Origin of the sequence: Erwinia wuhanensis (assembly GCF_030484085.1) — a bacterium.
GTDB classification, from domain to species: Bacteria; Pseudomonadota; Gammaproteobacteria; order Enterobacterales; family Enterobacteriaceae; genus Erwinia; species Erwinia aeris.
In genome coordinates this window covers 231,196-257,733 of record NZ_JAUJUH010000008.1, presented here as the reverse complement: position 1 = coordinate 257,733, position 26,538 = coordinate 231,196, and the positions used below count along the sequence as shown (strand labels likewise).

The following is a 26,538-nucleotide window of genomic DNA, read 5'->3' as shown; positions in this document are numbered from 1 at the left end:
TCAGAAGTGAAACGCCGTAGCGCCGATGGTAGTGTGGGGCCTCCCCATGCGAGAGTAGGGAACTGCCAGGCATCAAATTGCGATAACCCCGACCTCACGGTCGGGGTTTTTTGCGTTTGTGGGCCGGGAAAAAGCGGCTCCGCAGCGGATAAAGCGCGCAGGGGCCCGGAATTTCCCTTTACGGCCCGGCACGTATAAAAACCGCGCTTTATTCTCTTCAGGCGGAACTCTCGCATCATTTAACTGCTCAAAATAAAAGTTGTTATCGATCTTCTGACTCGCCTCTGCGGTTATGCCTTCACCGAGCATTTATACCCTAATCCAGTTCCTTTTTGTCGTCAGAAGAACGCTCTCCTCACGGCAAAACAGCGCTAAAACGGATCTGCGTCACAAATCTATTCGTCTCTGAAAAAACATATTCTTAACATTACGCGGGTGCGGTTTACTGCTGGTTGCTGTTTCACTTTTGACGCTAATTATTAGCAAGGAAAAATGCGAGGAGGAATTATGTTCGATGCCGCATCGTCTAAGACAGACGCCGCCAGCACTTCTGTCATCACTACCCGTCAACGGATTTGGGCCATCGTAGGCGCTTCTTCAGGTAATCTTGTTGAATGGTTTGATTTTTATGTCTATTCCTTCTGCTCCCTCTATTTCGCCCATATCTTTTTTCCTTCGGGTAATGCCACCACGCAGCTGCTGCAAACAGCAGGCGTATTCGCCGCCGGTTTTTTAATGCGACCGGTCGGCGGGTGGCTGTTCGGCTATATTGGCGACAAACACGGGCGCAAAACTTCCATGCTGATCTCTGTTTGCATGATGTGTTTTGGCTCGCTGGTTATCGCTTGCCTGCCAGGCTACGCTGCGATTGGCGTTTGGGCGCCCGCGCTTCTGCTGCTGGCTCGTTTGTTTCAGGGATTATCAGTAGGAGGAGAATATGGCACCAGCGCGACCTATATGAGTGAAGTCGCGATTGAAGGTAAAAAGGGCTTCTATGCGTCATTCCAATACGTCACACTGATCGGCGGTCAGCTGCTGGCTTTGCTGACCGTGGTCGTTCTGCAACAGCTTTTATCCGATGAAGATTTACGCGCATGGGGCTGGCGCATTCCTTTCGCGCTGGGCGCGCTGCTTGCCGTTGTCGCGCTCTATTTACGCCGTTCTTTAAATGAAACCTCCGACAAAAAAAGCCGCACGCATCAGGATGCCGGATCGTTAAAAGGGCTCTGGAAGCACCGTCGTGCATTTATAATGGTATTAGGATTTACCGCTGGCGGTTCGTTAAGTTTTTATACTTTTACCACCTATATGCAGAAGTATCTGGTGAATACCTCAGGGATGGATACGCGCAGCGCCAGCGCATTAATGACGGCGGCACTTTTTATCTTTATGCTGATCCAGCCTTTGATCGGCGCGCTTTCCGATAAGATCGGCCGGAAAGGATCGATGCTGATCTTTGGCGGCATGGCGGCGATCTGCACCGTGCCGATCCTGACGATATTGCAAAACGTCCAAAGCAGTTGGGTCGCCTTTGCGCTGGTCATGCTTGCCCTGTTGATTACCAGTTTTTATACCTCAATCAGCGGTATCCTGAAGGCGGAGATGTTCCCGCCAGAGGTGCGTGCGTTGGGCGTGGGGCTTTCCTATGCGGTGGCTAACGCTTTATTTGGCGGATCGGCGGAATATGTGGCTCTGTCGCTTAAGGCGGCGGGAAGCGAGAATAGTTTTTTCTGGTATGTTTCCGCTATGGGCGCGGTTGCCTTCCTGGTATCGCTGCTGCTGCATAAGAAAGGGAAGGGGATGAAGCTTTAACGAGCCGTATTCCAGAGAGCATAGCCGGTGGCAGCGCCGGCTATATCCCAGCTGAAATCTTTCCAGCTCCAGCCTGAACCCGCTTCGCGACTGTCATAAAACTCCTTGCCCGCGCCCAGGCTGATGGAGAACAGCAGGCCGAAACCGCCGCTGTGGCTTTCATGCCAGTTCTGACGTTCGCCGTAAGCGGTGCCCGCCGCAGAAAGAAACGCGGAAGAAAAGAAGTGTTCCGCTTTATCTTTACCTGTCCAGCTGTCTTGGGCCATATGGCTACAGCCGGAACAGCAAAGCAGAATAAGAGGAAGCAAGCGCATAAAAAAAGCCCTGTATGACTGACAGGGCTTAGTATAGCTGGCTTACAGAATACGGCTGATTAGCCTGTCGATGCGAATACGTCGCAGGCGGCGGATCAGCTTTCTGACCTTGACCGGATAGTCCGCAATGCTTTCCAAATCCCGATAGTGTTGCACAACCGTGGTATGTTCGCGGATCAGTGCCAGCTCTTTTTCGCGCTGTGCGGCCAGTTCCTGGAGCGGGTCATGGATCAACACGGCGTTTTCCAGGTCAAGCCGCCAGGCGCGCGGATTGAGGTTGTTGCCGGTGATCAGCATCCACTCTTCGTCCACCCACATGCCTTTCAGATGGTAGCTGTTCTCGCCATCTTTCCACAGCCGCACGGTCAGCTGACCGCTGGTGACATAATATTGCAGGCGGCTGAGGAAGCGGCGCAGGTTAATCTCATACAGATAAGGCAACGCGCCGATAATTTTAAAAGGCTGATCCTGCGGGATATAGAAATCATTTGCGGTCTTGTCGCCGACGATGATTTCAACGTCTTTGCCCCGGCGCAGCAGCCAGATAATATTACGGACCAGGATCGCGGGCAGGTTGAAATAGGGCGTACAAAGCGTCAGCTTCTGCTCGGCACAGGGCATCAGATGATAAATGGTTTTATTCAACAGGCTGCGTTTACCCAGCCCGACCAGCGGCGTGACCGCCAGCTGCTCGTTGTTGGCGTCGCCTTCGAAATCATAATCGAAGCCACGCAGTTCCTGACGAAACTGCCGCGTTTCGTTTTTTATCTCAGGGCTTTTCGGGCGCTCGCGCTGATCGAGCCGGTGAACGGCTTCGGCCTGAATAAGATTGGTGTCAATCCAGTTCAACAGCGTATCGGCCAGCGTGGGATTGGTAATCAGCTGGTAGCGATCGTAACGATAACGCTCGTGCTGATGCAGATAGACGTCGTTCAGACTCGCGCCCGTATAAAGCAGCGTATCGTCAATGACCGAGCCTTTCAGGTGCAGAACGCCCAGCGCTTCACGAGTATTTACCGGCACGCCGTATACAGGAATAGCGATATCGGCATTTTGTTCGGCCATCTCGCAATACCAGTCCGCGTTGGTTGCGCCGCGAGAAGCGCCGATACGGCCTCGCTGCGCGCGATGCCAGTCAACCAGAATGCGGACATCCAGCCCGGACCGGAGGCGCTTTGCCTCGTACAGCGCGGAAAGGATAGCTCGTCCGCCGTCATCGTTTTCCAGATAGAGCGCCACAAGGCAGATACGTGTTGTCGCCGATGCTATTTTTTCCAGCAGCGTTTGGCGGAAGTCGGCAGGCGTATACAGCGTGGTAAAATCGGCAACCGACTGAGACAGTTTTGGCAGTTGCGCAAGGTGCTGTTGGTGCTTGTTACGTTTGAATTTAGACAGCATCACAGTGCGTTTCTTCTCTGTTCATGGAATAGCCTTTTGCCTTAAAATCATCGCCATAACCGCTAATGTTACCATCAGTCAGGCGGGATGTGGGCAGTTTTACGTTTCCAGACATTAACCGTTTTCCTGTAGCGTCAGGGAGAGCGCGACAATACCGTCCTCAAGCTGGATATCGACGGTAAAACCCAGCTTGCGCGCCAGCGCTATCATGCCGCGATTATTCGGCATAGTAATGCCGTTGAGCTTCAGCAGACCATGTTGACGGGTATAGTCGATCATCTTTTCCAGCAGCTGACGCCCCAGGCCCAGCCCCTTCAAATCGGAACGCACCAGCACCGAAAACTCGGCGTCCACGTTGTCGGCGTCAGAGACCGCGCGGGTTACGCCGACGATCTCATGCTGACGCACCGCAACGATCGCCATCTCCCGATCGTAGTCGATCTGGGTCATGTTAGCCAAATCATCATGGGTGAACTCATTGATCTCGCTAAAGTAGCGATAATAAAGATCTTCTTTCGTCACCTGAGCAATAAACTGCTGTAGCAGTGGCTCATCTTCCGGCAGGATGGGCCGGAACAGCAGCGGTTCACCGTTTTTCAGCTGTGCCTGTTCTTCCAGCTGGTGCGGATACGGACGGATAGCCAGGCGCGCTTCGGGATCGCCGTCGAAAGGCGCCAGCTGCATAGTGACATCCAGTAACGAGAAGGTTTCGCCTGCCGCCAGCAAAGGATGGATATCAAGCCGCCTGATCTCCGGACAGTCCACGATCAGGTTGGACACCTGCACCAAAACCCGGCTAAGGCCCGAAATATCCAGCGGCGAAAGCGCGCTGCGTCCGCGTATTTTACCATTTTTAATGGCCTGAATAATCAGATAGCGGGCGAGCGCCATATTCAGCGGCGGCAAGGCTACGGCGGCCTGCCGCTCTGCCTGCCACTCAATGCCGCCTTCGCCCAGCATAATCACCGGCCCGAATACGGGATCCTGCTCCATCACGATACGCAGCTCCTGAGCGCCGGCGCGGTTGGCCATGCTCTGCACCAGCAGCCCGTCGATACGCGCCTGCGGCCAGGCGAGTTTGACCCGGTCGATAATGGCTTCCGCCGCCTGCTGCACCTCGCCAGCCGAGCGCAGATAGAGCATCACGCCCTGGACTTCCGATTTATGTGGGATATCGGGCGAGCGCAGCTTAAGCGCTACCGGATAGCCTGCCTGACTGGCTATCTGTACCGCCTCCACGCTGTCGCTGGCGATCCAGGTTGGCAACGTCGTTAAGCCATAGGCCTGCAAAATGCCCTGGACTTCGTGGGTATCCAGCGTGGTCACGCCCTCTTTCAGCGCCAGGTGAATGAGCTGGTGGGCTTCTGCCGTATTGGTCGCCAGATCGGCCGGAAGCGCGGGCGTTTCGCGCAGCTGCTTCTGATTACGGCGGTATTCCACCATATGCATAAACGCGGTGACCGCGCCTTCCGGCGTACGATAGGTGGGAATACCGGCCTCGCTGAAGTGGCGGCGCGCTTCAGGCGCAGAGAACTCGCCGCACCAGTTGGTCAGCAGGGCGATCTGTTTCGCTCGCGGATGCTTTGCCGTCACCTCTATTAATCGTTGCGCGGTGAGGGTAGCGGGCGCAACGGCGCTGGGCGCGTAAATCACCAGCAGCGCATCGATATCGTGGCTGCCGAGCAGCAGCGACACCACCTGCTGATAGCGTTCTGGCGTAGCGTCATCTTTCAGATCCAAAGGATTGCCGGCCTGGCAGCCGTCCGGCAGACAGCTTTGCAGCGCCGCCGTTAACGCCTCGCCCAGTGTTGCCAGTTTGCCGCCGCGCGCATCCAGCGCATCCAGCGCCAGCGCGGCAGGCGCGGCGCCGTTACTGATAATCATCAGTCGCTCACCGCGCAGCGGCCGCATATAGCTGAGGGTTTCCACCGCGGAAAAGAGCTCGTGCATATCCTGTACCCGCAGCAGGCCTGCACGCTGTATCGCCGCATCCCAGGCGCCGTCCATGCCGCCGGGCGCGCCCAGCAGCTGACGCGCCTGCTGCGAGCGCCCGCTTTTAATCACCAGCACCGGCTTGTTTCGGGCGGCGCTGCGGGCTGCCGAGACAAAGCGCCGTGCGTCGCTTAACTGCTCCAGACAGAGCAGAATAGCGCTGGTTTTGCCGTCGCGCGCCAGGAAATCCAGCAGGTCGTCCACGTCGATATCCAGACTGTCGCCGAGCGCGATAAACCAGGAGAAGCCCAGCTGCCGCTGCTGCGCCCAGTCGAGAATGGTATTAGAGACGGCGGCGGACTGCGAAATAAACGCCAGCCTGCCCTGATAAATAGGCACCGGGGAAAAGCTGGCGTTCAGCCCTTGCCAGGGCGCAAGCAGTCCCAGGCTGTTTGGCCCGAGCAGGCGGATCTGCAAGCGGCTGGCGCACTCACGCAGCTCGTCATGCTGGCTGCCCGGCGAAGAGAGAATGATGCAGGCTTTGCAGCCGCGCTCGCCCAGCGCCTGGAGCAGGGCGATATTATGGCGACTGTGCGTGCAGATTACCGCCAGGTCGGGGGCAAAGGGCAGGCTGGCGACATCGGGCCAGGCCATCACGCCGCATACGGCCTGATACTTCGGCGTGACCGGCAGAACGGAACCGCTAAACCCTCCCGCCAGTAGATTGCGCATCATCAGATAGCCCGCGCGTTCCGGGCGCGGCGAGGCACCAATAACCGCGATGGATTTGGGGCGTAACAGCGCTTCCAGCCCTCGTTGACTCATAGCCGTCTCCTGTGCAGAAAAAGTGAGTTTAACGCCAACCGACGTCTGGTGCCGTAGCCAGGCCGCAATCCTCGGCATCAGCTCACAAATTTATCTGGTTTACAGGCTGCCAGACAGCAGAGATGCAGCACGCCGTTGATTTTTTACCTGTGCCGTAGAGAAATTCTGTAATAACCGCGTTGATGTTAAAAAGGTTAAATTCTTAAAGGCTGAACGTTTTTATTTTGACGGACCGGCGCTGCCCGATAGTTACTTTTTTCTCTCTCTCAATTATTACTCTTCGACGGGTAATTATTAAGATTGAGTAAGCAGTACCAGACGCGTAATAATATGTCTTCAGCGAATGTTATCCGCCTTTAAGGGGAAGTGTTTTCACTGATGAATATGAATTAAATGAGTCGTCTGATTTTGTTGGTGATGGCAGGGCTTTTACTTTTCAAATAAACAAGTACCCTTGGCCTGTAACAGAAGCAGGCGGCTCATTTTCCCTTACGGGCACGCGGTTTTTCCCCTTATATCGGTACCTTCTGGAGGGCATCAGCCTGGCCTTTGCTGAGCTAAATCACCATAAGGCTGCGCAAGGGGTATCCTGTCTAAATTAACAAGTAGTGGCTTTATATCCGGCTGCTGGTTATTTTTTTTGAGTGGTTTCTGCCCAATTAGAATATCGATATAATATGTAACCGATAGTCCAGAAGAGCCGGAAATATATTATTTTAAACACACATAAAACCCAGAGAGCAGAAAAGGGCGGCCAGTATAAAGGCCGCCCTTTTTTAATCGTCGGATGTCACGGCCGCGCTTTGCTGATGAGACGGATGGTGCGGCTTACCCGCCAGATAGCGCTGGCGAAACAGATCGAAGTGCCGGAACAGCGCCGTACCCGCTGCGGTATCGCCCGCCTGAAGCAGCAGCTCCGCCGCGACTTCGGCCGTACAGTGCTGGCCGTCGCCGTGCGACTCGCGAAGTTGATAGTTGGACGGGCGGCTGAGCGTCAGCGACATTACCGGCAACGCATCCAGCCACGGGCTTTTGCGGAACATCTTGCGCGCTTCGGTCCAGGTGCCGTCGAGCATAATAAACAGCGGGGGTTTACCGTTGACGGGAGGACGGTTTATCACCGGGCGATCCGCATCGGCGTAGGATTGCGGGAACACCACCAGCGGCTGCACGTCAGGATTTTTTACCGCGGCCAGCAGCCGGGGATCGGGCTCGGTGCGCGACCAGCCGAAAGCCTGCGTATCGGGCAGGATATCGGCAATCAGGCGGCCCGTGTTGCTGGGCTTCATCGGTTCGCTGTCAAACATCACCAGGCAAAAACGACTGCGCGCCGCTACCGGCTGTAGAGTCTCGCACAGGCAGTTCTTTTTTGGCAGCAGGCAGCGCTGACAGCGGGGGATACGATTGCCGCGAGCAAGAAAAGGACGGGTAGCCCGCGCAAGGCGCTCGGCGCGCAGGCGAAGAACGGCGTTTTCGATCATAGGAATTTATCTGGGGAAAACGCCATTCTGGCAGAAAAGCGGTAAAAACAGTAGTGGCCAGGCGAACCTGACCACCAGGGACTCAGAGGTTTTCGTCCAGCCACTCGTTGAAAGGGGCTTTAGGCATCGCGCCGCTGAGCATATCCACCATCTGACCCTGCTTAAAGATCATAATGGTCGGGATGCTGCGGATGCGAAAACGTGCGCTGATCTCCGGCTCCGCTTCGGTATTCACCTTCAGGAAGCGAACCTGGCCGCCGCGCTCTTGCGCAACGTCTTTATATACCGGCGCAAAGTTAACGCAGGGGCCGCACCACGGCGCCCAGAAATCCACGACAACCGGCAGATCGTCCTGTAAATATTTATCCAGCGTGGCGGTAGTGGCGTTAATGACCTCGCCATTGAAAAGCTCGTCGCCGCAGCGGCCGCACTTTGCGCCGTCTTCAATACGTTCCGGCGGCACGCGGTTGGTCGCCTGGCATGAAGCACAAACCGTATTCATGATACACCTCGGTAAGCGATCGCTTACTTTGTTATGATTAAGTAGCGGTAATTATGGTTCGGCTTTGCGTCAGCAACAAAGAGATTTGTTCGATGGGTACAATAGGTCGTGACTCACGCGATTTATGCTGTCTTAAAGGTCAGCACGGCACGGAAACGAGCCTTTAGCGGGAAGTTAATAGCTAAGCGGTGCCACATCAGGTAATCTGCGCGCTTCGCGCTCAGCCAGGTGGAGGGAAAATGAACGACGAATTTAAAGGTAAAAGCGGTAAAGTCAAAGTGATGTATGTCCGCGGCGATGATGAGAGCAGCAGCCGGACGGGAAATCCCCGTACCGGTAAAGGCGCGCCTCGTCCGGACGGCGACCGCCGTTCTTCACGTAATACAGAAAAGCCGCGTGGCGGGCGCGATCGCGACGTAGCAGGCGGTTCGCCATGGCGTACGGTTTCACGCGCGCCGTCAGCGGTAGATGACAAGCCCGATTACGGCGGCATCGGCGGCAAAAGCGGTATCGACCCGGAGCAGATCCGTCGTCAGCGTAATGAAGAAACGCGCGTCTATGGCGAAAACGCCTGTCAGGCGCTGTTCCAGAGCCGTCCCGACTGCATCGTGCGCGCCTGGTTCGTCCAGAGCGTGACGCCGCGTTTTCGCGATGCGCTGAAATGGATGGCCGCCAACCGTAAAGCCTATCATGTGGTAGACGATGCGGAGCTGGCGAAGGCGTCCGGCACCGAACATCACGGCGGCGTCTGCTTCCTGATCAAAAAGCGTCCCGGCATTCAGGTTCGCGAGTGGCTGGCTAAGGCACCAGAGAAAGATTGCGTGCTGGCGCTGGAAGATATCGGCAACCCGCATAACCTGGGCGGCATCATGCGCAGCTGCGCGCACTTCGGTGTGAAAGGGCTGCTGGTGCAGGATGCTTCGCTACTGGAATCCGGCGCGGCGGTACGCACGGCGGAAGGCGGCGCGGAACACGTGCAGGCTATCAGCGGTGAAAGCTTTGCTGAAGGTCTGGATGCGTTTCGCCGTGCCGGTTACGCCATCGTAACCACGTCCAGCCATCAGGGCGAGCCGCTGGCACAGGCTGCGCTGCCCGCTAAGATGGTGCTGGTATTGGGTCAGGAGAGCGACGGCCTGTCCGACACCACGCTGGAGCAGGGCGACCTGAGCGTTTCTATCGGCGGCACCGGCAACGTGGAAAGCCTTAACGTTTCCGTAGCGACCGGCATTCTGCTGGCGGAATGGTGGCGTCAGAACGCCTGAGGCGAAGCGGGCCGTTAAGGTTCATGAAAGCTGACGGTTAAGCCATTAAAAACGGGCCATTGCGGCCCGTTTTTTTTATATCGACTCAGTGCGCGCCGCCGCCGCCGCTGCCGGAGCCAAACGGCGGCCGCGCAAACCAGACCAGCACCAGCAGAAACAGAAAGACGCCAGCGGAAGCCCAGAAAATCTCGTTGGCGGAGATAATCAGCCCCTGATTAGTGATCTGCTGCGCAATCCAGCCTGAAGCCTGATCGTGCGACATCCCCAGCTGATTCAGCTTGCCGTACATCTCCTGCGAATTGAAGTTGTAAGCGTTCACTGACTCCGTAAGCTGGCTGTGGTGCATCGCCTCGCGGTCGGTCCACATTGTGGTAGTGATCGAGGTGCCGATCGACCCGGCCAGCGTGCGCGTAAAGTTCGACAGGCTGGACGCGGCCGCCAGCCGCTCCGGTGGCAGCCCGGACAGCGTGATGGTGGTCAGCGGCATAAAGAAGCAGGCCACGGCAAAGCCCTGAATAAACTGCGGCCAGGCCGATGCGCCGAAATCCATGCCGGGTTCAAACGTATAGGCTCGCCAGTAAAAGCAAACCGCATACATAATGAAGCTGAAGGTGACCAGCTTGCGCATATCCAGCCGATGGGCGAACCGGCCGATAATAGGCGACAGGATCACCGGCAGGATGCCGACCGGCGCGGAAGCCAGCCCGGCCCAGGTGGCCGTGTAGCCGTAGACCTCCTGCAGCAGCTGCGGCAACAGCACTATCGACCCGAAATAGAGCATATAGGCCAGGCTGATACAGAGGCAGCCGATGGTGAAATTCCGCGACTTAAACAGCGACAGATCGATGATCGGATGGTCGTCCGTCAGCTCCCAGACCAGCAGCACCGCCAGCGCTATCACCGCGACAATGGTTAGCGTGATAATCTCCGGCGAGCTGAACCAGTCCAGTTCCTTGCCACGGTCGAGCATCATTTGCAGCGAGCCAATCCCGACGATCAGCAGCACCAGCCCGACCGTATCAATAGGCCGGATTGCCGTTGCCGTTTCCCGATTGCGCAACGTTTGCAGCGTCAGGATCACCACTACCACGCCGATAGGCACGTTGATAAAGAAGATCCAGCCCCAGTGATAGTTATCGCTGATCCAGCCGCCCAGGATCGGCCCGCAAATAGGCGCGACAATCACCGTCATCGCCCAGAGCGACAGGGCGATGCTGCGCTTCGCGGGCGGATAGTTGCTGAGCAGCAGGCTCTGCGACAGCGGGATCAATGGCCCGGCCACCACGCCCTGCAGGACGCGGAAGAAAATCAACATGCCCAGGCTATTGGACATGCCGCATAGCCAGGAGGCGACGGCGAAAGCGGCGGTCGCCCAGACAAAGAGCTTTACTTCACCCACGCGCTTCGCCAGCCAGCCGGTAATGGGAATAGAAATCGCGTTGGCGACGCCGAACGAGGTCACCACCCAAGTGCCCTGCGAGTTAGAGGCGCCCAGATTACCGGCGATAGTCGGAATAGCGACGTTGGCGATAGTGGAATCCAGCACCTGCATAAACGTCGCCAGCGACAGCGCGATGGTCATCAGAACCAGCTGGGCGCCTTCAAGCGGTTTTTGTGCCATAACAGCCTCCCGCGCGCTCAGCCCGCATTTGCGTGAATGATATCGGCAATCAGCTGGTTGACCGGAGCCAGATCCAACGCCAGCGCGTCGCTTTCATAAGCGGGTTTCTGGCGCACGCTGGTGGCAAGTACGCTGCCGTCTTTATTGCTGGTGTCGATTTTAACCAGCGTCGACAGACCGATGCGCAGCGGATGACGCGCGACCTCGTCAGGGTTTAGCTCGATACGCACCGGCAAACGCTGCACCACTTTGATCCAGTTGCCCGTTGCGTTCTGCGCGGGCAGCAGCGAGAACGCGCTGCCGGTGCCCATATCCAGCCCTACGACTTTGCCGTGATAAACCACGTCGTCGCCGTAAATATCGCTGACAACCGTGGCAGGCTGACCGATACGCACATCGGCCAGCTGCGTTTCTTTATAGTTGGCGTCTACCCAGAGATTTTTCTCCGGCACCACGGCCAGCAGCGGCGTAGTGGTTGAGATCTGCGAGCCAACCTGCACGCTGCGCCGGGAGATGAAACCGTCAATCGGGCTGACAATCTCGGTACGCTGCAAAGCCAGCCACGCGTCACGCAGTTCGGCCGCGCTCTGTTTCACCGCCGGCTGATTCTCCAGAGAGGTATTCAGGATTGCCGCCTGGTTGGCGTTATACTGCTCGATCGCCACCTCAAGCTGAGCCTGAGCCGTAGCGACGGCATCGCGCGCGTGCTGTAAATCTTCGCGTCCGATCAGGTTAGCGGCGCCCAGCGGTTCGCGACGTTTCAGATCGGCCTGCGCCTGCGCCAGCGCGGTTTTTTGCAGCTCAATCGTCGCCTGATACTGCTTGCCGTTGATAATCAGCTGGTGGGTCTGACGCACGCTGGTCGCCAGCGCGGTCTGCGCCTTCTCGAAAGCCTGTTCCGCGTCGGTTTTATCCAGCGTTACCAGCACGTCGCCTTTATGAACGTGGTCGGTATCGTCAAACCAGACCTTGTTGACGCTGCCCGATACCTGCGCCATGACCTGCACCTGATTGCCCGCCACGTAGGCGTCATCGGTTTCCTGGAAATGGCGCAGCACGATAAACCACCAGGCCAGCCATGCCAGCCCGGCGATAACGAATATCAACGCCAGCACGATTAGCGCGCCTTTGCGCTTCTTCTTTTTATTGTTGGGTTGCTGCTGTGCTTCTGCACTCATAAGGTTCTCCACGTTCATCCTGGCAGGCTCCGGAGGCCGGTTCCGGATCCGAAAATGCCAGCGCAAAAGCGCTGGCATCAGTTGGGTTGCGGCTAAAATAGCGATAAGCGGCGGCGGTTGTGTCGCACAATATGCTATTGCGGGAAAGCTTAGCGAGAAAGGGCGGCGATCGTCTCGTCTTCGTCCATTTTATCCAGACGCGTCAGTAGTTTACGCGTTATGCCTTCCAGCTGGCCTTTTTCTGCCGGACTGAGCGCGGACCAGAGCAGCTGCAGACACTGATGCTGCGGCGGCAGCAGCTGGCGCAGAAAATCATGGCCTTTCTCGGTTAAATGCAGATGCAGACAGCGGCGATCGTTATCGCTTTCACGGCGTTCGATCCAGCCGCGCTTTTCCAGCTCATCGGCGATACGGGTGGCGTTAGTACGGGACGAGCCCAGCGCGGAGCTGAGTTCTGAAGGCTGAATACTGTGGTTTTCCTGCGCGTCGAGCGTGATCAGCGCCATAAACAGCGTCTCGTTAATCCCCTGTGCCTTGAGCATTTTGTTGCGGTTTTCCAGCAGCTTGCTCTGCATATGCATGCAGAGGCGCGTCAGCATAATTTCCTGTAAAGGGAAATCTTTCTGACGGTTAGCGCGGAAATTCAGCATCTGTTCAATGGGGGCAAACGAACTTTCCATCTGGGGGAACCTCATAAGTTGCAACTGGTATTGTAACGACGGCGATATAATGTCGTGTCTGTCGGCTGGCATGGCCAGCCAACGCCATCTCTAATGTCCAGGTCACTCCATAACCCAGGGCGTTATGCAGCGCCGGAACGGGGCGCTGCTACAGGTTCTACCTGTCATGCCCGAACCCGGAGGTCGGGCGAAAACGGCAAACCGGCGGGAGTGGGCTGCCAAAAAACGTCAAACCCAATCGCCTGCCAGCAGGCCGGGGTAATCAGCGCGGGGCCGGTTACCCATTATTGCTACGCTATAGCCGAAAAAAATTCCGCATAGCGCCTGCGTAACAAGGGATGCTGTACCGTTAAGAATTTAATAGTTTCAATCGAAAAAGTAACTAACCTGAATAAGTGTCAGGCTAACCATACCAGACTGTGTAAACGCTTAACAGGGCGGCGGCGCTGAAAGTGTTGCAATACGTTATCAACGGGTTAATCCGTTGTCAGCTCGTAACGGGAGCCTCGCCACCAGCTCAACAGGTTAAGCACGGTGATGAAAGCACCCACCGCGCAGACGCCGTGCCAGCCAGCGTACTGATAGGCGGCGGCCGAGAGCAGCGAACCGGCGGCGCCGCCGATGAAATAGCTGGTCATATAACCGGCGGTAAGACGGTTGCGCGCCTCCGGCATAGCGCGGTAGATCACGCTCTGATTGGTAATATGTACGCCCTGTACGGCCAAATCGAGCAGGATAATGCCAATAACCAGCGCAGTCAGCGAGTGACCGCCCATCGCGGTGATCGCCCATGAGGCCAGCAGGATCAGCAGGCCGACGGTGGTGGTCAGGCGAGCCTTACCTTTATCCGCCAGCGAACCCGCCTGACGTGCCGCCAGCGCGCCTGCAGCGCCCACCAGCCCAAGCAGGCCGATTTCGCCTTCCGAGAAACCGTAAGGCGGCGAAGCTAGCAGGAAAGCCATTGAGGTCCACAGCATACTGAAGTTGGCGAACGCCAGGCAGCCGATAACCGCGCGGGTTCTTAAGATCGGCGTAGTAAAATAGAGCGTGAAGATTGAGCGCAGCAGCTGCGGATAGTTAAGCGCTACCGACTGCTTATAACGCGGCAGATAGCGCCATAACGCCAGCGCCATCAGTACCATCAGCGCGCTGGCAACCCAGTAAACGGTGCGCCAGCCGCCCAGCTGTGCCAGACCGCCTGCAATGGTGCGCGCCAGCAGAATGCCCAGCAGCAGTCCGCTCATTACGGTGCCGACGACCTTACCCCGTTTCTCCGGCGCGGCCAGCGTGGCCGCCAGCGGCACCAGGATCTGCGCCACCACCGAAAACAGCCCGGTCAGCGCCGTGCCCAGCAGCATAAAGACAATATTGGTGGAAAGCGCGGTGATCACCATGCCGCCCGCTGCCAGCAGGCTCATCACCACAATCAGCGCCCGGCGCTCCAGCATATCGCCCAGCGGTACCAGCAGCAGTAAGCCGACGGCGTAGCCAAGCTGTGCAGTGGTGACGATAAACCCCGCTTCGTTAACGGAAAGAGAAAAAGCGCGCGCGATGGTTTCCAGTAGCGGCTGCACATAATAGTTGCTGGCAACGGAAAGGCCGGTGGCGATCGACATCAGGGCAACAAGGGCAGAGCTAAGACCGTGCTGAGGGGATTTCATGGTGATAATCAGAAATTTAAAAAGAAGAATAGCTTGATAGTAACCTGAAAAACTATTTTATTTATAGAATTATTTACAATTGGCGCGGATTGCCGCCGAAAGCGGAAAGGGAACTTTTACCGCAACGCTGTAGCCAGGGAAACGAGAGAAGAGGGCGCGTGTCCCGCGCCGGAAACGACGCGGGGCACGGCAAACCGATTATCTTCTTTCACATAGCTATATCGTGGCAAACGGGCCGCGTTCTTTCACGTAGCTATATCGTGGCTAACCGGCCACATTCTTCTACATAGCTATATTGTGGCAGACGGGCCGCATGCTTCCACAGGGCTATGGCCGCGTTCTTTCACATAGCTATATCGTGGCAGACGGGCCGCATGCTTCCACATGGCTATGGCCGCGTTCTTTCACATAGCTATATCGTGGCAGACGGGCCGCATACTTCCACATGGCTATGGCCGCGTGCTTCCACATAGCTATATGATGGCTAGCCGGCCGTGCGCTTTCCCTTGTATCAAGCGGGTTTTTATTTAGCGGCGGCGAGCGCGTCGTGGATCCAGCCGTCAAACTGCGCCTGATGCGCTTTGATCCAGCCGTTGACGTGCGCATTGATATCCGCTTCGCTAGACTGACCCTGCTGCATACGCGCGTTCTGCGCATTGATATCCGCCAGCGGCAGTTTCATTTCGGCAAACAGTTTAGCCGCCGCCGGATTTTTCTCAGCCCAGGCCTTATTCGCCACGATATGCATACTGTTCACCGGGAAGCCGTAATTAGCGCCGTTCGGCAATTTAGTATCCAGAGCCTTTTGCTCACCAGGCATGGCGGAAAACGGCACCTGTAGCCAGACGACATCCCGACCGGGTACCAGCTTGTCGCTGACCCAGTAAGGCGTCCAGGTGTAGTAAAGGATCGGCTTGCCTTCTTTAAAGCGGGAAATCGTATCGGCAATCATTGCCGAATAGTTGCCCTGATTGTGTTCAACCGTATTGCTCAGGCCGTAGGCTTTGATCTGATGGTTTATAACCGCTTCGCAGCCCCAGCCTGGCGTACAGCCGGTCAGATCCGCTTTGCCGTCGTTGTTGCTGTCGAAAAGCTTCGCCAGCTCAGGATCTTTCAGCTGGTCGATTCGGGTAATATGATATTTTTCGGCGGTTTTCTTATCGATCAGATAGCCCTGCGCCGCGCCCTGCACATAGGTGCCCTGACGATAGAACTTCGCGTCGCCGCCTGCCGCTTTATACATATCGTCATGCAGCGGCTGCCAGTTGACGGCGGTAAAGGTGGCGTCGCCGGCGGCCAGCGAGGTATAGCCGACGTTGTAATCCACCTCGCTTGGCTCATCGACGGTATAGCCCAGCTTTTCCAGCGCGCGGCTGACCAGCAGCGTCTGAAAGGTTTCTTCCGAAATGGTGCTTTGAATAGGTTTAACGGTAATGCCTTTACCAGGCAAATCGGCGGCAAAAGCCGGAAGGGCCAGCGTGGAGAATGCGGCGGCTAACAGTGCTGTCTTACGCATAGAAGATCCTTGTTATTCAAAAGGCGGAGGCTGGCGACGACGTAACGTCGCCAGCAGGCAGGATTAGTGGATAAATGGACGGGTGATCAGGCCTAACGGGCCGCTGGCATACCAGCGACGGGCACCGCGGCTGCGGCTGTCGCGGCCAACGGACTGCGTCAGGCGGTCAAGGATGATGGCGAGGATAACAATGCCTACGCCGCCGACGGTGGCCAGCCCCATATCAAGACGGCCGATGCCGCGCAGCACCATCTGACCCAGGCCGCCAACGGCGATCATCGAGGCGATCACCACCATCGACAGCGCCAGCATCAGCGTCTGGTTAACGCCCGCCATAATGGTCGGCATCGCCAGCGGCAGCTGCACCTTAAATAGCATCTGGCGCGGGCTGGCACCAAAGGATTCGGCGGCTTCGGTTAAATCAGCCGGAACCTGTTTAATGCCCAGAATGGTCAGGCGCACAATCGGCGGCAGGGCGAAGATAATGGTCACCACCACGCCGGGCACGTTGCCAATGCCAAACAGCATCACGATCGGCACCAGATAGACGAACGCGGGCGTCGTCTGCATGGCATCCAGCAGGGGCCGGATAAATTTGGCGGCCTTATCGCTGCGCGCCAGCCAGATCCCCAGCGGCAGGCCAATCACCATGCAGAACAGCAGGGCAGTCAGCACCAGCGCCAGCGTCACCATCGCCTGCGACCAGGCACCGATAGCGCCAATAATAACCAGCGAAATCAGCGTGGCGACGCCCATGCCGAAGCTGGATATCTGCCATGCGATCAGCGCAAACAGCACGATAGCGACGGGCGACGGCATCCCCAGCAGGAAGTGCTGAAAAGCGCTGAGGATATAATCAACCGGCACGCGGATGCCCTGGAACAGCGGACGGAAATGGCTGACGATCCAGTCGATCCCGCTGGTTACCCAGCTATCAAGCGGGATCAACGTTTTGTGAAAAGGATCGAGCAGGCTGAAATGCTCCGGCGCCGGGGCTGGCGTGCTGCTTAACCAGTCGCTGCTGCTGGCCGCCGCGTCGTGACCGCCCGGCGTTCCCCAGGCATCTGCGCTGCTGGTTGAAGCGGCGTCAGCGGCTGGCGTGACGTCAGAAGGGGCGGCGGATGCGCTCTGCCACGGGTCGGTTACTGGTGTGCTCATGGCTGGCTCCCTTCACGATCTAATGCCTGTAACAACATGCCTTTGGAAATGATGCCGATATAGTGATTATCTTCGCCAACGATGGGCACCGCGCAGGGGGCCTGTGCGACATGCGACAGCAGATCGTTAAGCGACGTATCGCCGGGCATGGCGACAGGCGTGGGCAAAATAGCCTGATCCAGCCCGTTGCCTGCGGCCAGCGCAGCTTTCAGCGAATCGGTAGAGACTACGCCGACAAACTTTTGCTTTTCCAGCACGTAGCCGTATTCGCGGTCTTCATCCTGCAACAGCTTGATGGCCGAACGCGGGCCAAAGCCCGGCGCTTTACGCATCAGCGCGCTGGCGCTGCGGCGGGCGATATCTTTGGCGCTGAAGACGTGGCTGATATCCACGCCGCGAAAGAAAGTGCGCACGTAGTCGTTGGCGGGATTATTCAGAATTTCATCCGGCGTGCCGACCTGAATCACTTCACCGCCTTGCATAATCGCAATACGGTCGCCAATGCGCATGGCCTCATCCAGATCGTGAGAAATAAAGACGATGGTGCGCTGGTGGCGGGATTGCAGTTTTACCAGCTCATCCTGCATCTCAGTACGGATTAAAGGATCGAGCGCGGAGAAGGCTTCATCCATCAATAATATATCCGGATTGATGGCCAGCGCGCGCGCTAATCCAACACGCTGACGCATTCCGCCGGATAATTCGTCCGGCCAGGCGTGGGCATAATTATCCAGCCCAACCTGACGCAGCGCCTCCAGCGCTTTTTCCTGCCGTTGCTGGAGCGGGACGCCAGCTAATTCCATGCCGAAAGCCGCATTATTTAAGACGGTAAGATGGGGCATCAGCGCAAATGACTGGAACACCATGCTGATTTTATTTCGGCGCACCTGACGTAATTCGCTGTCGGATATTTTCGCTATATCGACACCGTCAATAATGACCTGACCACGGGTGGGTTCTATCAGACGATTGAGAAGGCGAACCATGGTGGACTTGCCGGAGCCGGAAAGGCCCATGATCACAAATATCTCGCCTTCTTCAATGGCCAGACTGGCATTCTTTACGCCAAGCGAGAGGCCGGTTTTTTCCAGCAGTGCTTCTTTACCCATGCCTTTATCGATATACTTAAAAGCGCGATCGGGATTTTCCCCAAAAACCTTATAAAGATTTTTAACTTCAAGTTTAATAGCCATGTAATTATTTTATTCCTGACAAATAGTTAATTTTCTTATATTTCAATCGGTCCTGGTAAAATATGAACGGTCTATACCCTAACACACTCTCAGGCTGAGGCAACCCTTTGCGCGGCCTGGCGGAATTGATCCTGAGACGTGCATCTCCGGTAATGCCAGTAAGGGTAAGGGATGACGAGGAATTTCAGACAGGGAAAATAGTGCGATATTTATTATAAAAAGACGTCCTGGAAGAGGTAATTTAGCGGGGATTTTTCGCTTGTAGATGGAATAAAGTAACGTAAAAAAGGAGAATATCTTTCAGTAAATTTTTATTGAACGTCCGATCAATAAAAATAATGCCAGCGGACGGCCAGCCAAAAAGCCGCCCGCATTTATTCAAAAATTCCAGTCCTCATCTTCGGTATCCACGGCTTTTCCCATCACATAGGAAGAGCCGGAGCCGGAGAAGAAATCGTGGTTCTCGTCGGCATTGGGAGAAAGCGCGGCCAAAATAGCGGGATCGACATTGGTTAGCTCTGGCGGGAACAGCGCCTCGTAACCTAAGTTCATCAGCGCCTTGTTGGCGTTATAGTGCAAAAACTTATTCACCTCTTCGCACCAGTCCGGGCCTTCATACAGATCCGCCGTATAGGCCAGCTCGTTTTCATACAGCGCCAGCATCAGTTCCATGGCGAACTGATGCAGCTCTTTGCGTCTGGCCTTGCTCTCTTTTTGCAGCGCCTTCTGGTATTTGTAGCCGATATAGTAGCCGTGTACCGCCTCGTCTTTGATAATCAGGCGGATCAGATCGGCGGTATTGGTCAGTTTGCCGCGGCTTGACCAGTACATCGGCAAATAAAAGCCGGAATAGAACAGAAAGGACTCCAGAAAAACGCTGGCGATTTTCTTTTTTAACGGATCGCTGTAATGATAGTGTTCCAGCACGATGTCGGCTTTTCGCTGCAAAAAGATATTATTTTCGCTCCATTCATAGGCCGCATCGACATCGCTGGTGTGGCACAGCGTGGAGAAGATAGAACTGTAGGATCGCGCATGTACCGCTTCCATAAAGCTGATATTCGATATCACCGCTTCTTCATGCGGCGTCAGCGCATCCACCATCAGCGCCGGGGCGCCAACGGTGTTCTGAATGGTGTCCAGCAGCGTCAGTCCGGTATAGACGCGGATGGTGAGCTGCTGCTCCTGTGGGGTTAACCCGTTCCAGGCCGGAATATCGTTAGAAAGCGGAATTTTTTCCGGCAGCCAGAAGTTCGAGGTCAAACGGTTCCAGACTTCCAGATCTTTTTCGTCCTCGATCTGGTTCCAGTTAATAGCGTGCACGCGTTGTAGTTTCATCATATTTTTAGCGAATGCCTTCGCTCCCTTATGGTCAGGTTAGAGCGAGCAGGAAACACAGCCTTCGACTTCAGTGCCGAGCAGGGCCATCTGACGCAGGCGAATGTAATACAGGGTTTTGATGCCTTTCTTCCAGGCGTAAATCTGCGCCTTATTGATATCGCGCGTGGTGGCGGTATCGCGGAAGAAAAGCGTCAATGACAGCCCCTGATCGACATGGCGCGTCGCTTCGGCATAGGTATCGATAATCGCTTCCGGCCCGATATCGTAGGCGTCACGGTAAAACGCCTGGTTATCGTTGGTCATAAACGGCGCGGGATAGTAGACGCGGCCCGTTTTCCCTTCCTTACGGATCTCAATACGCGAGACGATAGGGTGAATACTCGACGTGGCGTGATTGATATAGGAGATCGAGCCGGTCGGCGGGATCGCCTGCAAATTTTGATTATAGATGCCGTAGTGCGTAACCATATCGCGCAGCTGCCGCCAGTCCTCTTGCGAAGGCAGCGTAATACTCGCTTTGGCAAACAGCGCGGCGGCTTCCGGCGTGCGCGGCTGCCAGGGCTGATTAACATACTGGTCAAAGTATTCGCCGCTGGCGTAGCGAGAGGCCGCAAAACCTGCAAACCGCTCGCCGCGTTCCCGGGCAATCAGGTTAGAAGTGCGCAGCGCGTGATAGGTGACGGCATAGAAGTAAAGATTGGTAAAGTCCAGCGCCGCCGGTGAACCGTAGTGGATGCCCTCACGCGCTAAATAGCCGTGCAGATTCATCTGGCCCAGGCCGATAGCGTGCGACTGCGCGTTGCCGTTTTCGATGGAAGGCACAGAGCGGATATGGCTCTGGTCGGAAACGGCCGTCAGGCCGCGTACCGCGATCTCCACCGTGCGGGCAAAGTCAGGCGAATCCATGGTATGCGCAATATTCAGCGACCCGAGGTTGCAGGAGATATCCTTGCCGATATGACGATAGCTTAAATCCTCATGGTATTCGGTCGGCGTATTTACCTGCAGGATCTCCGAGCAAAGGTTGCTCATATTAATCCTTCCCTTGATCGGGTTGGCGCGGTTAACCGTATCCTCAAACATAATATAGGGATAGCCGGACTCGAACTGGATTTCCGCCAGCGTCTGGAAGAACTCGCGTGGATTAATAAAGGTGCGGCGGATACGCTCGTCGGCCAGCATCTCCTCATATTTCTCGCTGATGCTGATATCGGCAAAGGGCAGGCCGTAAATACGCTCGACGTCGTAAGGCGAAAAGAGCGCCATCGGCTGATTGGCCTTCGCCAGCTGGAAGGTCACGTCCGGTATCACCACGCCCAGCGACAGCGTTTTGATACGGATTTTCTCGTCGGCATTTTCCCGTTTGGTATCCAGAAAGCGCAGGATATCGGGATGATGCGCGTGCAAATATACCGCGCCCGCGCCCTGACGCGCGCCCAGCTGATTGGCGTAGGAGAAAGCATCCTCCAGCATCTTCATCACCGGGATCACGCCGGAAGACTGGTTTTCAATACGCTTGATCGGTGCACCGGCCTCGCGCAGGTTAGAAAGCAGAAACGCCACGCCGCCGCCGCGTTTGGACAGCTGGAGCGCGGAGTTCACCGAACGGCCGATCGACTCCATATTGTCTTCAATACGCAGCAGAAAACAGGAAACCAGCTCGCCGCGCTGCTGCTTGCCGCAGTTCAGAAATGTTGGCGTGGCAGGCTGAAAACGGCCGGACAGCATCTCTTCCACCAGCGCCGTCGCCAGCGCCTGGTCACCTTTGGCCAGCGTCAGCGCCACCATGCAGACGCGCTCGGTAAAGCCTTCAAGATAGCGTTTGCAGTCGAAGGTTTTCAGCGTATAGCTGGTGTAAAACTTCCACGCGCCAAGGAAAGTCTGGAAGCGGAAGCGATGCTGGTAAGCCTGCTCAAACAGCGCATTGATAAAATCAAAAGAATAAGCGTTCAGCACCTCGGCTTCGTAATAGCCTTCCGCCACCAGGTATTGTAAGCGCTCACTAACAGAGTTGAACGTTACCGTATTTGGCAGCACGTGCTGTAAGAAATAGCGGCGCGTCGCCTCACGATCTTTCTCAAACTGAATATGGCCGTCTGCATCGTAAAGGTTGAGCATCGCGTTCAGGGAATGGTAGTCGGCCGTGGTTGGCGCTATGGGTGTGCTTTCTGTTGTTGCCAAAATTGGGTTACTCCCCTGGATACGTTGGCGATGTCTTCTTCAGTGCCCAGCAGCTCGAAACGGTAGAGGCACGGGACGCGGCATTTCTGCGCAATAATGCTGCCCGCCAGGCAGTAAGCTTCGCCAAAATTGCGGTTGCCGGCGGCGATTACGCCGCGAATGCCCTGGCGGTTATCGACATCGTTAAGAAACTGAATGACCTGCTTCGGCACGGCACCTTTGGCGGTGCCGCCGCCGTAGCTGGGCACCACCAGGATATAGGGCTCAGCCACGCGCAGCGGCTGGCCGCCGATCGGGATACGGCGACAGGGCAGGCCGGTACGCAGCACAAAGCGGTGCGTGTTTTCCGACTGGCTGGAAAAATAGACCAGCATGGCGTCAGCCCTGCGCGACGGCACGGCCCAGCGCGGCGATCTTATCGGGGCGGAAGCCGCTCCAGTGTTCGCCTTCCGCCATCACCACGGGAACCTGGCGATAGCCCAGCGCTTTCAGCGTCTCCAGCTCGGTGGGATCCCGATCGAGGTTGATCAGCTGATACGCAATGCCCTGCTTATCCATCGCGCTTTTCGTCGCGCCGCACTGGACACAGTTATCTTTAGTGTAAATAATAATGCGCATGATTCGTATTTCCCTTTTTAGGCGGATATCCGGCACGGATAAGGCTGACAGACTGTTGAGCAAGCTTCCGGGCAGAAACGCCGCATAACCATATATTGTGTGTTGGTTGCTGTATTAAATACTAGATGTGGTGTTTATCGATTGCAACCTTATAGCTTGTGCGCTTATCAGCGCTAAGCGGGGCAAAGCCTTGCCGCACCTGGATTTAGCGCGGCAAAAAAATTTCAGGCTTTTTGCATGGCAGAACTGAAAGGGGATTCGGCAAACGGCGTGGCTAAAAAACAAGCGGTACGGCGCAATAAATTCATGACGAAGGCCGGATGCTGATGGCCAGCAGAGGCGGGGCGAGAAATATCCAGTAAGAGGTTATTGGGAAGGCTGTCATAAAACAGCAGGTATTGGATATAGCTGCTAAAGCAGGGAGCGGTAAACCACATAAACAAGATGTCGTGTAACTGTGGCAGCAGAACTTGCCGCCCGCAGCCACTTCTGCACTCTTATCCGGCAGAATTCGCCGTCCCGCAGAAATAACAATCCCCGCATAAGCGGGGACTGATCAGAGCATACAGGCGTAAAATTAATCGCGGGAAGTGCTGGTCGCAATCAGCGCGCCAAGGAAAACGCCGATCGCTGCGCCGATGCCGACGCCGTGCCACGGGTTATCCCGCACAAAGGTATCCACATGCTCGCCTGCGTCTTTAGCGACCTGAGACACGCGGTTGCCGCCGCCGTTAAGCTTAGCGCGGGTTTCTTTCAGCAGCGCCTGCGCTTTGCTGCGCGCATCGTCAACTTCTTCTTTCGATTTGCTGCCGTAGGATTTCAGCAGGCCATCAAGGGTATCAGCCAGCAGAGTGACGTCCTGGTTGATATCAATATCTTCGTTCTTTGTCGTCCGGTTAAACATTTAGCGCTCTCCTGGAAATGATACGGACTATTTACTATAGACTATCAGAGAGATATTTCGTGCGTCGGGCTGCCGCGCACCCTGTTTCTGGACAATTCCGAAAGCCCTGCGCCCTGGCGCTAAGGTAAGGTGACGGAGTTGGCAAGTATTAGAGGATTAAGCATGTATCTACGCCCTGATGAGGTCGCTCGCGTACTGGAAAAAGCGGGATTTGAAATGGACGCGGTCACCGCAAAAGCTTACGGCTATCGCCGAGGCGACAGCTATGTGTACGTAAATCGCGAAGCGCGTCTGGGACGCACCGCGCTGGTTATCCATCCCACGCTGAAGGAAAAAAGCCACAGCTTTGCGGAACCCGCGAACGAAATCAAAACCTGTGAGCACTACGTGCAGTTTCCCATGTACCTGGTCGGCGACAGCCGGGATCACTACGGTATTCCGCACGGCTTCAGCTCGCGCGCCGCGCTGGAACGCTATCTCGAATCCGTATTCGACTGATCGCCTGACGGGCTGAAAGCGCTGCTTTACGTTTCCTGACGTTGCATTACCGGCACAGACCAGGTATAACACCTGGCCTATGTAGAAGTTTAGACGTCTATACGGATAACAGGATGCAGCAGACTCAGCAGGACAATACGCAACAATTTAAACGCAGCATGAAGGCGCGCCATCTGGTAATGCTTTCGCTTGGCGGCGTGATCGGCACCGGCCTGTTTTTTAATACCGGCTATATTATTTCCACTACCGGTGCGGCGGGTACGCTGCTGGCCTACCTGATTGGCGCGCTGGTGGTCTATCTGGTGATGCTCAGCCTGGGCGAGCTTTCCGTCGCGATGCCCGAAACCGGCGCGTTTCACGTTTATGCCGCGCGCTACCTCAGCCCGGCGACCGGCTATACCGTGGCGTGGCTTTATTGGCTGACCTGGACCGTGGCGCTGGGATCGAGCCTGACGGCCGCCGGTTTCTGTATGCAGTACTGGTTCCCCCAGTCGCCGGTCTGGCTCTGGTGCCTGCTGTTCTGCGCGCTTATCTTCCTGCTTAACGTTATCTCTTCCCGCTTCTTCGCCGAAGGGGAGTTCTGGTTTTCGCTGATCAAGGTCATCACCATTCTGGCATTTATCGTGCTTGGCGCAGGCGCGATGTTCGGCTTTATTCCGTTAAAAGACGGCAGCAGCGCGCCGTTCTTCCACAACCTGACCGCGCACGGCTGGCTGCCGCACGGCGTGCTGCCAATTTTGATGACGATGGTGGCGGTAAACTTCGCGTTCTCCGGGACCGAGTTGATTGGCATTGCCGCTGGCGAGACGGAAAATCCGCACAAGGTGCTGCCGCTGGCGATACGCACCACGGTAGCGCGGCTGATTATTTTCTTTATCGGCACCGTGCTGATCCTGGCCGCGCTGATCCCGATGGATCAGGCCGGCATTGTGAAAAGCCCGTTTGTGCTGGTGTTTGAGAAAATTGGTATCCCTTACGCGGCCGATATCTTTAACTTCGTTATCCTGACCGCGATTCTGTCAGCCGCTAATTCCGGCCTGTACGCCTCTGGCCGGATGCTCTGGTCGCTCTCCAATCAGAACACGCTGCCGCGCTGCTTTGCCCGCCTGACCCGTCGCGGCATTCCGCTGACCGCGATTTCCGTCAGTATGCTGGGCGGCCTGCTGGCGCTGTTCTCCAGCGTGATCGCGCCGGATACGGTGTTCGTCGCGCTTTCCGCTATCTCTGGCTTTGCCGTGGTGGCCGTGTGGCTGAGCATCTGCGCCGCGCACTTTTTCTTCCGCCGGGCGCATCTGCGCGCGGGTAAACCGCTTGCCGAACTGAAATATCGCGCGCCGTGGTATCCGCTAACGCCGATTTTAGGTTTTGTGCTCTGCCTGCTGGCCTGCGTCGGGCTGGCTTTCGATCCCGAGCAGCGCATCGCGCTCTACTGCGGGCTGCCTTTTATCGCCGTCTGTTACGGCGCTTACTACCTTACTCAGCTGCTGCAAAAACGCGAGCAGGCTAAGGAGACTCCACATGTTGTCGATTGATGCCGTAAAACAGCAGGTAGCCGCCGGACTGGTGCTGGATGGCGCGATGGCTACCGAGCTGGAAGCGCGCGGCTGCGACCTGAGCGACGCGCTCTGGTCTGCGAAAGTGCTGATTGAAAATCCTGAACTGATTTATCAGGTGCATTACGACTACTTTAAAGCGGGCGCGCAGGTGGCGATCACCGCCAGCTATCAGGCGACGCCGCAGGGTTTTGCGCAGCGCGGGCTGGATGAAACGGCTGCGCTGGCGCTGATTGCCCGAAGCGGGGCGCTGGCCGTGAAGGCCCGCGAGGACTATCTGGCCGCCGCGCCGCAGGCCGGGCCGCTGCTGGTTGCCGGCTCCGTAGGGCCTTACGGCGCGTTTCTGGCCGACGGTTCCGAGTATCGCGGCGACTATGCGCTGCCGCAGGCGGAGATGATGGCTTTCCACCGGCCGCGCGTGCGGGCGCTGGTGGCGGCGGGGGCGGATATTCTGGCCTGCGAAACGCTGCCTTCCTTCGCGGAGATCAAGGCGCTGATCGCGCTACTGGCAGAGTTTCCCGCCACGCCGGCCTGGTTTTCATTTACGCTGCGCGACAGCGAACATCTCAGCGACGGCACGCCGTTAGCTGAAGTCATCGCCTTTTTGGATGCGCAGCCGCAGGCGGTGGCGCTGGGGATCAACTGTATCGCGCTGGATAAGGTGACGGCCGCGCTGAAAGTTTTCTCCGCGCTGAGCGCGAAGCCGCTGGTGGTCTATCCCAATTCCGGCGAGCAGTACGATGCCGTCAGTAAAAGCTGGCACAGCGACGCCTCGACCTGCACGCTGGCGGATAACCTTGCCGAATGGCAGGCCGCCGGCGCCAGGCTGATTGGCGGCTGCTGCCGCACCACGCCCGCCGATATTAAAGCTATCGCCCAACGCTGCCGATAATACCTTCAGAGCTTTGCA

General features: G+C 56.5%; 24 protein-coding genes. 5 read left to right on the top strand and 19 right to left on the bottom strand.

Going from position 1 to position 26,538, the window contains the following annotated elements; genetic code table 11:
* Nucleotides 1-72 precede the first annotated feature (72 nt).
* Nucleotides 73-309: a hypothetical protein gene (locus QZH36_RS18790; RefSeq protein ID WP_301730872.1), complete on the bottom strand. Its 237-nt coding sequence runs from the start codon at nucleotides 307-309 to the stop codon at nucleotides 73-75.
* A gap of 198 nt (nucleotides 310-507) precedes the next feature.
* Here QZH36_RS18790 and QZH36_RS18785 point away from each other — a divergent pair, with 198 nt between their 5' ends.
* Entirely contained in the window at nucleotides 508-1,812 is a 1,305-nt protein-coding gene (locus QZH36_RS18785; protein ID WP_253459036.1) for an MFS family transporter, read from the top strand.
* Here the strand turns inward: QZH36_RS18785 and QZH36_RS18780 are convergent.
* From QZH36_RS18780 to trxC, 5 genes are all read right to left on the bottom strand, one after another.
* Nucleotides 1,809-2,126, bottom strand: coding sequence for a YfiM family lipoprotein (locus QZH36_RS18780; RefSeq protein WP_301730870.1), 318 nt, complete (start codon nucleotides 2,124-2,126; stop codon nucleotides 1,809-1,811). The two genes, QZH36_RS18785 and QZH36_RS18780, sit on opposite strands and share 4 nt — an antisense overlap.
* 42 nt (nucleotides 2,127-2,168) lie before the next feature.
* Nucleotides 2,169-3,524: a CDP-diacylglycerol--serine O-phosphatidyltransferase gene (gene pssA, locus QZH36_RS18775; protein ID WP_301730878.1), complete on the bottom strand. Its 1,356-nt coding sequence runs from the start codon at nucleotides 3,522-3,524 to the stop codon at nucleotides 2,169-2,171.
* A 114-nt stretch (nucleotides 3,525-3,638) separates the two neighbouring features.
* On the bottom strand, nucleotides 3,639-6,281 hold the full coding sequence (locus QZH36_RS18770; protein ID WP_301730869.1) for a bifunctional acetate--CoA ligase family protein/GNAT family N-acetyltransferase: 2,643 nt from the start codon (nucleotides 6,279-6,281) through the stop codon (nucleotides 3,639-3,641).
* A 776-nt stretch (nucleotides 6,282-7,057) separates the two neighbouring features.
* Complete coding sequence (locus QZH36_RS18765; RefSeq protein ID WP_301252695.1) at nucleotides 7,058-7,762, bottom strand: tRNA-uridine aminocarboxypropyltransferase; 705 nt, start codon at nucleotides 7,760-7,762, stop codon at nucleotides 7,058-7,060.
* An 82-nt stretch (nucleotides 7,763-7,844) separates the two neighbouring features.
* Nucleotides 7,845-8,264, bottom strand: coding sequence for a thioredoxin TrxC (trxC, locus tag QZH36_RS18760; RefSeq protein ID WP_125289380.1), 420 nt, complete (start codon nucleotides 8,262-8,264; stop codon nucleotides 7,845-7,847).
* 239 nt (nucleotides 8,265-8,503) lie between these two features.
* On the opposite strand from trxC, the gene QZH36_RS18755 reads away from it, so the two are divergent.
* Nucleotides 8,504-9,526, top strand: a complete 1,023-nt coding sequence (locus QZH36_RS18755; protein ID WP_253459047.1) for a tRNA/rRNA methyltransferase — start codon at nucleotides 8,504-8,506, stop codon at nucleotides 9,524-9,526.
* An 85-nt stretch (nucleotides 9,527-9,611) separates the two neighbouring features.
* On the opposite strand, the gene emrB is transcribed toward QZH36_RS18755, so the two are convergent.
* From emrB to QZH36_RS18690, 13 genes are all read right to left on the bottom strand, one after another.
* Nucleotides 9,612-11,147 (bottom strand): multidrug efflux MFS transporter permease subunit EmrB, encoded by a 1,536-nt coding sequence (gene emrB, locus QZH36_RS18750; RefSeq protein WP_253459050.1) that lies wholly within the window; start codon nucleotides 11,145-11,147, stop codon nucleotides 9,612-9,614.
* Nucleotides 11,148-11,164: 17 nt separating this feature from the next.
* Complete coding sequence (gene emrA / locus QZH36_RS18745) at nucleotides 11,165-12,325, bottom strand: multidrug efflux MFS transporter periplasmic adaptor subunit EmrA (protein WP_253459053.1); 1,161 nt, start codon at nucleotides 12,323-12,325, stop codon at nucleotides 11,165-11,167.
* Nucleotides 12,326-12,474: 149 nt separating this feature from the next.
* A complete protein-coding gene (mprA, locus tag QZH36_RS18740; protein WP_253459056.1) occupies nucleotides 12,475-13,005 on the bottom strand; it encodes a transcriptional repressor MprA in 531 nt (176 codons plus the stop codon).
* Between the two features lie 476 nt (nucleotides 13,006-13,481).
* A complete protein-coding gene (locus QZH36_RS18735; RefSeq protein WP_253459059.1) occupies nucleotides 13,482-14,666 on the bottom strand; it encodes an MFS transporter in 1,185 nt (394 codons plus the stop codon).
* Between the two features lie 523 nt (nucleotides 14,667-15,189).
* On the bottom strand, nucleotides 15,190-16,182 hold the full coding sequence (gene proX / locus QZH36_RS18730) for a glycine betaine/L-proline ABC transporter substrate-binding protein ProX (protein WP_253459063.1): 993 nt from the start codon (nucleotides 16,180-16,182) through the stop codon (nucleotides 15,190-15,192).
* Between the two features lie 63 nt (nucleotides 16,183-16,245).
* Nucleotides 16,246-17,340 (bottom strand): glycine betaine/L-proline ABC transporter permease ProW, encoded by a 1,095-nt coding sequence (proW, locus tag QZH36_RS18725; protein ID WP_301730868.1) that lies wholly within the window; start codon nucleotides 17,338-17,340, stop codon nucleotides 16,246-16,248.
* Nucleotides 17,337-18,533 (bottom strand): glycine betaine/L-proline ABC transporter ATP-binding protein ProV, encoded by a 1,197-nt coding sequence (gene proV / locus QZH36_RS18720; RefSeq protein ID WP_301730867.1) that lies wholly within the window; start codon nucleotides 18,531-18,533, stop codon nucleotides 17,337-17,339. The genes proW and proV overlap by 4 nt, the downstream gene beginning before the upstream one ends.
* Nucleotides 18,534-18,911: 378 nt before the next feature.
* Complete coding sequence (gene nrdF, locus QZH36_RS18715; protein ID WP_301252702.1) at nucleotides 18,912-19,871, bottom strand: class 1b ribonucleoside-diphosphate reductase subunit beta; 960 nt, start codon at nucleotides 19,869-19,871, stop codon at nucleotides 18,912-18,914.
* Nucleotides 19,872-19,910: 39 nt separating this feature from the next.
* On the bottom strand, nucleotides 19,911-22,055 hold the full coding sequence (nrdE, locus tag QZH36_RS18710) for a class 1b ribonucleoside-diphosphate reductase subunit alpha (RefSeq protein ID WP_301730866.1): 2,145 nt from the start codon (nucleotides 22,053-22,055) through the stop codon (nucleotides 19,911-19,913).
* Nucleotides 22,028-22,429, bottom strand: a complete 402-nt coding sequence (nrdI, locus tag QZH36_RS18705; protein WP_125289390.1) for a class Ib ribonucleoside-diphosphate reductase assembly flavoprotein NrdI — start codon at nucleotides 22,427-22,429, stop codon at nucleotides 22,028-22,030. The genes nrdE and nrdI overlap by 28 nt, the downstream gene beginning before the upstream one ends.
* A 4-nt stretch (nucleotides 22,430-22,433) precedes the next feature.
* On the bottom strand, nucleotides 22,434-22,673 hold the full coding sequence (gene nrdH, locus QZH36_RS18700; protein ID WP_125289391.1) for a glutaredoxin-like protein NrdH: 240 nt from the start codon (nucleotides 22,671-22,673) through the stop codon (nucleotides 22,434-22,436).
* Nucleotides 22,674-22,897: 224 nt separating this feature from the next.
* Entirely contained in the window at nucleotides 22,898-23,110 is a 213-nt protein-coding gene (locus tag QZH36_RS18695) for a hypothetical protein (protein WP_301730864.1), read from the bottom strand.
* 140 nt (nucleotides 23,111-23,250) lie between these two features.
* On the bottom strand, nucleotides 23,251-23,577 hold the full coding sequence (locus tag QZH36_RS18690; RefSeq protein WP_125289392.1) for a DUF883 family protein: 327 nt from the start codon (nucleotides 23,575-23,577) through the stop codon (nucleotides 23,251-23,253).
* Nucleotides 23,578-23,739: 162 nt separating this feature from the next.
* Between QZH36_RS18690 and QZH36_RS18685 the strand changes: the two genes are divergently transcribed.
* The 3 genes from QZH36_RS18685 (at nucleotide 23,740) to mmuM (ending at nucleotide 26,520) form a co-directional block, all read left to right on the top strand.
* Nucleotides 23,740-24,075 (top strand): DUF2002 family protein, encoded by a 336-nt coding sequence (locus tag QZH36_RS18685; protein ID WP_125289393.1) that lies wholly within the window; start codon nucleotides 23,740-23,742, stop codon nucleotides 24,073-24,075.
* 113 nt (nucleotides 24,076-24,188) lie between these two features.
* On the top strand, nucleotides 24,189-25,607 hold the full coding sequence (mmuP, locus tag QZH36_RS18680; RefSeq protein WP_253459077.1) for an S-methylmethionine permease: 1,419 nt from the start codon (nucleotides 24,189-24,191) through the stop codon (nucleotides 25,605-25,607).
* The gene (gene mmuM / locus QZH36_RS18675; protein ID WP_301730862.1) at nucleotides 25,594-26,520 is read left to right on the top strand and encodes a homocysteine S-methyltransferase; all 927 of its coding nucleotides are present in this window, start codon (nucleotides 25,594-25,596) and stop codon (nucleotides 26,518-26,520) included. Before mmuP ends, mmuM begins: the two co-directional genes overlap by 14 nt.
* Nucleotides 26,521-26,538: the final 18 nt, after the last annotated feature.